The organism is Protofrankia sp. Cas8 (assembly GCF_963555845.1).
Taxonomy (GTDB): Bacteria; Actinomycetota; Actinomycetes; order Frankiales; family Frankiaceae; genus Protofrankia.
The window spans coordinates 1-6120 of the sequence record NZ_CAUVXI010000272.1; the positions used below are offsets into that span (position 1 = coordinate 1).

Consider the following 6120-nt stretch of genomic DNA (forward strand, 5'->3'; position numbering starts at 1 on the left):
GTTGTCGTCGGTCGACACCCAACACCAGGGTGCCTCCCTCCTCCGCCTCGCGATGCACGCACCCCAGCCCCGCTCCTTCATCCACGCCCCTATTGCCGGGCGCTCTTGGCGGTCGGCGCCGGACGTTCGTCCAACGAGGGGTCCCCGGCCAGCGCGAAGCGGTGGACGGGGTACGTGCCGGCGCCAGGCGGCGCCTCGCGACGCATCCACCCCAACCCCACTCCTTGATCCGCATTCCATGCGGTGCGACGAGTGGAAGGAAGACGTCAGAAGGCGCCCGTTTTCGGGCGGAAAATGTATGTCAACCATCCACTCGTGCCGGGCCGGCTACCCACCAAGATATTGCTGCCACCGCGGCCACACAGCCGCGCGGCTGGCCGCCGGCCCCCACTCGCCGACCTGCACATCCGGCACGCGTCCGCGCCCCGCCCACTACCCGAACTTGTAACGGTTTCCATTATCAGCTAGATTTGGTGAAAATGGATCCCGGTACGGATAGTGCATCCGGTTGACAGCAAGCAAGGAGATCATGGTCATGGAAGGTGCGGCTGCGGTACCGCGTCGGTGGACCCTGCGCCTGGGCGTGGTGGCCGCATGTGCGGTGGTGGGGGCCGTCGCGGCATGCGGGACATCCTCGCCGGGTGGTACCGGGGACAGCGCCGCCGGTGGCAGTGCCGCTGGTAGGAAGATTACGGTTGTGGCGGCCGAGAACTTCTGGGGCAGCATCGCCGCTCAGCTCGGCGGTGCGCGGGTGACGGTCACCAGCATCATCGACAACCCGGACGCCGATCCGCATGACTACGAGCCGACGCCTGCCGACGGCCGGGCGATCGCCGGTGCGCGGCTGTTCATCGACAACGGTGTCGGCTACGACCCGTGGGCGGCCAAACTGGTGGCGGCCAACCCGACAGATGGACGGACGGTACTGACCGTCGGTGACCTGGTCGGTGCGACGGACGGGGACAACCCGCACCGCTGGTACAACCCGGGGGACGTCGCCAAGGTGATCGACACGGTCACCGCGGACTACAAGAAGATCGACCCGGCGGACGCGGGCTACTTCGACCAACAGCGGACGTCCTTCACCGCCACTACGCTGAAGCCGTACACCGACGTCATTGCGACGATCAAGACGACCTACGGCGGGACACCGGTCGGCGCGTCGGAGAGCATCTTCGCGATGCTGACCCCCGCCCTCGGACTGGACCTGCTGACCCCACCGGCGTTCCTGCGCGCGATCTCGGAGGGCACCGATCCGACCGCCGCGGACAAGGCCACCATCGACGACCAGATCAAGGGCAAGAAGATCAAAGTTTACGTGTACAACAGCCAGAACGCGACCCCGGACGTCCAACGTCAGGTCGAAGAGGCGAAGGCGGCCGGTATCCCGGTGACCACCATCACCGAGACACTCACCCCAGCCGGCACGTCCTTCCAGGACTGGCAGGTCGCCCAGCTGGAAGGCCTGCGTGCCGCGCTGGCCCAGGCCACCGGAAAATGATAGGAACGGCGACGGCGGTGTTCCGGGACGCCGCGGTCCGCCTCGGTGGGCGGGTGGTGTGGAGCGGCGTCAACGTCGAGGCGGCGGCCGGGGAGTTCGTCGCGATCCTCGGCCCCAACGGTGTAGGCAAGTCCACCCTGCTCAAGGCGACGCTCGGGCTGCTGCCGCTGTCCGCGGGGCAGGCGGTGGTACTGGGCCGGCCACCCGGGCAGGCCCGGGCCGAGATCGGGTACCTGCCGCAGCGGCGCAGCTTCGATCCGTCGGTGCGGATCCGCGGGCTGGACGTGGTCCGCCTCGGGTTGGACGGCCACCGGTGGGGCCTGCCCGTGCCCGGCGGACGTCGCGGCCGGGCAGCCAGGGGACGGGTCGCCGAGCTGGTCGAGTTGGTCGGCGCCGCCGGCTACGCCCACCAGCCGATCGGGCGGCTGTCCGGCGGGGAGCAGCAGCGACTGCTGATCGCTCAGGCGCTCGCCCGCGGGCCCCGGCTCCTGCTTCTCGATGAGCCGCTGGACAGCCTTGACCTGTACAACGCCGGTGCGGTCGCGGCCCTCATCCGCGACATCTGCCAGACGGGGGTGACAGTGCTGATGGTCGCCCACGACGTCAACCCGATTCTCTCCAGTCTTGACCGGGTCATCTACCTCGCCGGTGGCGGTTCGGTGTCGGGAACACCCACTGACGTGATCACCAGTGCGACGTTGAGCCGGCTCTACCACACCCCCATCGAGGTGCTGACCACCTCGGATGGACGGCTCGTGGTCGTCGGCCAGCCCGAAGCGCCCGCGGTGCATGTCGACCGCCACAGTGGGACCGGCCGGATATGATCGTCGCCGCAACGACTGAGGCCGGCCTCTCGTGGGACCTGGCCGATGACATCCGGGCGATGTTCGCCTATCCGTTCATGGTGAACGCGTTCCGGGCCGGAACCGTCGTGGCGGTGACCGCCGGGGTGATCGGCTGGTTCATGATCCTGCGCCGTCAGACGTTCGCCGGCCACGCCCTGGCCATGGCCGGCTTTCCGGGTGCGGCCGGGGCGATCTGGCTCGGCGTCGGCGCGACCTACGGCTATTTCGCCTTCTGCCTCACCGCGGCGCTGGCCATCGCGGCCATCCCGGCGGCGGGCGGGGGCGGGGGCAGCGCCGGGGGCAGCGCCGGACGGTCCGAGGAGTCGGCCGCCGTCGGCACCGTCCAGGCGTTCGCCCTCGCCTGCGGGTTCCTGTTCGTCAGCCTCTACCAGGGATTCCTCGGTGGGGTGAACGCACTGCTGTTCGGCAGCTTCCTGGGGATCACCAGCGGGATGGTCCGCACCCTGGCCGTGCTCGCCCTCGTCGTCCTGGTCGTGCTGGCGGTCATCGGGCGTCCGTTGCTGTTCGCTTCGCTCGACCCGGCTGTGGCCACTGCCGCCGGGGTGCCTGTGCGGGGCCTGTCGACGGCATTCCTGATCCTGCTCGGGACCGCCACCGCCGAGGTCAGCCAGATCACCGGCACCCTGCTGGTCTTCACCCTGCTGGTGATCCCGGCCGCGACCGCGCAGGTCCTCACCGCCCGGCCGGTGCTCAGCCTGACCCTCACGGTGCTCCTCGGGGTGCTGGTCACCTGGGCCGGGCTGACGGTGGCCTACTACTCGCCGTATCCGATCGGCTTTTTCATCACCAGTTTCTCCTTCGGTCTGTACCTCCTCGCCCGCCTGGCCGTCGGTGTCCACGACATGCTCGGCCGGGCCGCCCGCGGCCCCCGGACGGCGGGAGCACCGGCATGATCACGATGTTCGACCATCCGTTCATCCAGCATGCCTTCCTCGCCGGCACAGGGATCGCCGCGGCGGCGGGCCTCGTCGGCTACTTCCTGGTCCTGCGCGCGCAGGTGTTCACCGGTGACGCGCTGTCCCACGTGGCGTTCACCGGTGCGCTCGCCGCCCTGGCCACCGGCATCGACGCCCGCGTCGGCCTGTTCGCCGCCACCATCGCCGTCGGATGCGTACTCGGGGTGCTGGGCCGCCGTGGCCGGGCCGACGACGTCGTCATCGGCAGCGTGTTCGCCTGGATACTCGGGCTCGGGGTGCTCTTCCTCACCCTGTACACGACCCGGCGCAGCACCGGCAACGGCACCGCCGGAGTGACCATCCTGTTCGGCTCGATCTTCGGGTTAGCGCCGTCCCACGCCTGGGAGGCGGCCGTGGTCGGGGCGGCCATCTGCGTCGCCACGGTCGCGATCGGACGTCCGCTGCTGTTCGCGAGCCTGGACGAGGCGGTCGCCACCGCCCAGGGTGTTCCCGTCCGCCTCCTCGGCATCGGCTTCCTCGGCCTCGTCGGGGCGACCACGGCCGAGGCGACCCAGGCCGTCGGCGCACTGCTGCTACTCGGCCTGCTCGCCGCGCCCGCCGGCGCGGCCCACCGGCTCACCACCCGCCCCTACCACGGAATGTGGATCTCTGTCGGGCTCGCGGTCGCGGTGACGTGGGCCGGACTGACGATGAGCTACCTCGCACCACGGGTCCCGCCGAGCTTCGCCATCATCGCCGTCGCCACCGCCGTCTACACCGCCACCCTGGGCGCCACCTCGCTGACCGCACGCCGAGCGCACACGCTGCACCCAGACCCACCGCCGGCGGCCGGCGTCCCCCGCCAGGTGACGGTCAGCAGTTGACGAACCCGGGCTGCTGGTTGAGGAGCTGGCTCTCCGCGGAGACGAACCGGCGGTACTGTTCGCCGCCCACCGCGGCCGGGCGGAACACGGCCAGCCGGTGGCAGTTCTGGAATGCCAACGCCACCCCGAAACGCCGCTCCAGCGAGCTGCGGATCGCGGTACTTGCCATCGCCCGCAGCAACTGCCCCTGCGCTGCGTCGTCCGGTGGCGGCACCAGGTTGTCCGCGAAGTCGCGCCCGGCGGCCGGCAGCTCACCCGCGAGCCGTTCGACCAGCCCGTAGGCGTAGGGCAGCGACTCGCGCACACACGCCAGGAACGCCTCCTGGTCGACATGGCCGGCTTCGGCTTGGACGAGCAGATCCGGGGACACGGTCAAGGACATGACTGATCCTCCTGTCGCAGCGACACGCTGGAACATCGACTATCTCCGATTTGACAACCATTGTCAATATGGGCTGCAGTCGCGTGTTCATCCGGCCGGGCCCACCATGAGAGGCTTAGAGCGCCCGGCAATAGGGGACGCTGCGTCGCGGGGCTGAGGCACGCACCTCACCACGTTGTCGTCAGTCGACACCCAACACCAGGGTGCCTCCCTCCTCCGCCTCGCGATGCCCGCACCCCAGCCCCGTTCCTTGATCCACGCCCCTATTGCCGGGCGCTCTAACGATGTGAATCGGGTGCTACTGGAGCAGCACGAGATTCACATCCTTACCGTGTGATCCGCACCGCGTGATCCGCAGTAAGGATCTGGCGGCGGCCGGTGGCGGACGGGCGGTGGTTGTCAGTGGACAAGCGGCGGTGAAGCAGGTCGTACGCCTGGGGCAGCCGACCTCGCCGAACGCGTGCGCCTCGGCCACCACGTTGGCGGCACGGTCCCGACGTGGATCTCTCCGCCCAGATCGACCCCGCCTTCCGGCCCGCCTCCGGGCTGGTCCCGGCGGCCCGCACGGCACCCGACAGCACCGACGGCCCAGCGGTCTGACCACCCTGTCCACCGTCTGTCCACCACCGGAGTCAGGCCGGGTGGGGTGTCAGTGGTCGTCCCAGTGGCCGTCGTGGGCGGCGTGGCGGTGCCCCTCGTGCAGGTAATCGACATGATCGCCGTGGGGCACGGCGACATGCCCACAACTGTCGCCGTGGGTGTGGGTGTGCCCGCCGTGCTCCTTGTGCTCGGCGGGCTCGCACTCGTCGTAGTGGTCCTCGTGTGAACGGTGCAGGTGGACGTCGTGGACGTCGTGGACGTAGTCGACGTGGTCGTTGTGGGGAACTGCCACATGCCCACACCCGGCCCCGTGGCTGTGTTCGGTGACGCTGTGGCGCGGGGCGTGCGTGGTTGCGGTGGTCACAGCTTCTCCTGGGGTGTGTGGTGGATGGCAGCATGGACGATCTGACCGACGCGGTCCCCGGCGAGCCGCTAAGCTAACGGAAATCGTTTTCATATCGGCTGTACAACACGCTGTGGCGCGAGGCCCGCTCGACGCCGCCCGCTGGCGTGCGACGCCGATGGCTGAGTTCGTTCCCAGATACGGGGAGAAGGACACATGCCCGAGCGGCTGCTGCCTGCCCGGCACCCATCCGACGTTCGGAAACGCCCATGAGTGACATCACAAACGCGATCGGCGACATTCTGCGGATCCAGCGCCTTCTCAACGGCCCCCCAGCCCGTGAGGTCGTGCTCGGCGGGGTGTTTCGCTATGAGGCCGACGGCCACTACTTGGAGACAACCTGATCCGGTGACCCGACGGCGGCGCTGCGCTCGGTACTGGTCCAACCCGAGTTTGCGCAGCGGGCGCCCGCCATGATTCTCCTGGTTGCGCGGCTGGATACCACCCTCGTGAAATATCCGATCCGTCACTACCGGACGCTGCATGTCGACGCGGGGATCGCGCTGCAAAATCTTTACCTGGTCGCGACCGCCCTTGAGTTGGCCGCATGCGCAGTGACCGCATGCGACGATCATGCGGTCACGCAGT

8 protein-coding genes are annotated in these 6120 nt (G+C 69.2%); 6 read left to right on the forward strand and 2 right to left on the reverse strand.

What is annotated here, in order from left to right; translation table 11 throughout:
• The first annotated feature begins 535 nt into the window (after window positions 1-535).
• From U9977_RS24915 to U9977_RS24930, 4 genes are read left to right on the forward strand one after another with little or no spacing between them, the layout of a single operon-like run.
• A complete protein-coding gene (locus U9977_RS24915; RefSeq protein ID WP_416210772.1) occupies window positions 536-1501 on the forward strand; it encodes a metal ABC transporter solute-binding protein, Zn/Mn family in 966 nt (321 codons plus the stop codon).
• A complete protein-coding gene (locus U9977_RS24920; protein WP_322751717.1) occupies window positions 1498-2325 on the forward strand; it encodes an ABC transporter ATP-binding protein in 828 nt (275 codons plus the stop codon). The genes U9977_RS24915 and U9977_RS24920 overlap by 4 nt, the downstream gene beginning before the upstream one ends.
• Window positions 2322-3260: a metal ABC transporter permease gene (locus U9977_RS24925; RefSeq protein ID WP_322751718.1), complete on the forward strand. Its 939-nt coding sequence runs from the start codon at window positions 2322-2324 to the stop codon at window positions 3258-3260. Before U9977_RS24920 ends, U9977_RS24925 begins: the two co-directional genes overlap by 4 nt.
• Complete coding sequence (locus tag U9977_RS24930) at window positions 3257-4147, forward strand: metal ABC transporter permease (protein WP_322751719.1); 891 nt, start codon at window positions 3257-3259, stop codon at window positions 4145-4147. The genes U9977_RS24925 and U9977_RS24930 overlap by 4 nt, the downstream gene beginning before the upstream one ends.
• On the opposite strand, the gene U9977_RS24935 is transcribed toward U9977_RS24930, so the two are convergent.
• Entirely contained in the window at window positions 4137-4529 is a 393-nt protein-coding gene (locus U9977_RS24935) for an SCO5389 family protein (RefSeq protein ID WP_322751720.1), read from the reverse strand. The two genes, U9977_RS24930 and U9977_RS24935, sit on opposite strands and share 11 nt — an antisense overlap.
• A gap of 649 nt (window positions 4530-5178) precedes the next feature.
• The gene (locus U9977_RS24940) at window positions 5179-5493 is read right to left on the reverse strand and encodes a hypothetical protein (RefSeq protein WP_322751721.1); all 315 of its coding nucleotides are present in this window, start codon (window positions 5491-5493) and stop codon (window positions 5179-5181) included.
• Window positions 5494-5741: 248 nt separating this feature from the next.
• Here U9977_RS24940 and U9977_RS24945 point away from each other — a divergent pair, with 248 nt between their 5' ends.
• Window positions 5742-5876: a hypothetical protein gene (locus tag U9977_RS24945; protein ID WP_322751722.1), complete on the forward strand. Its 135-nt coding sequence runs from the start codon at window positions 5742-5744 to the stop codon at window positions 5874-5876.
• A 33-nt stretch (window positions 5877-5909) separates the two neighbouring features.
• The coding region (locus tag U9977_RS24950) for a nitroreductase family protein (protein WP_322751723.1) at window positions 5910-6120 on the forward strand (211 nt) is incomplete at its 3' end.

Bases quoted from the DNA above. Each gene is read 5' to 3' on its own strand.
- U9977_RS24925 (WP_322751718.1), top strand. From the start codon at position 2,322: ATGATCGTCGCCGCAACGACTGAGGCCGGCCTCTCGTGGGACCTGGCC.
- U9977_RS24945 (WP_322751722.1), top strand. From the start codon at position 5,742: ATGAGTGACATCACAAACGCGATCGGCGACATTCTGCGGATCCAGCGC.
- U9977_RS24920 (WP_322751717.1), top strand. From the start codon at position 1,498: ATGATAGGAACGGCGACGGCGGTGTTCCGGGACGCCGCGGTCCGCCTC.
- U9977_RS24935 (WP_322751720.1), bottom strand. From the start codon at position 4,529: ATGTCCTTGACCGTGTCCCCGGATCTGCTCGTCCAAGCCGAAGCCGGC.
- U9977_RS24915 (WP_416210772.1), top strand. From the start codon at position 536: ATGGAAGGTGCGGCTGCGGTACCGCGTCGGTGGACCCTGCGCCTGGGC.
- U9977_RS24930 (WP_322751719.1), top strand. From the start codon at position 3,257: ATGATCACGATGTTCGACCATCCGTTCATCCAGCATGCCTTCCTCGCC.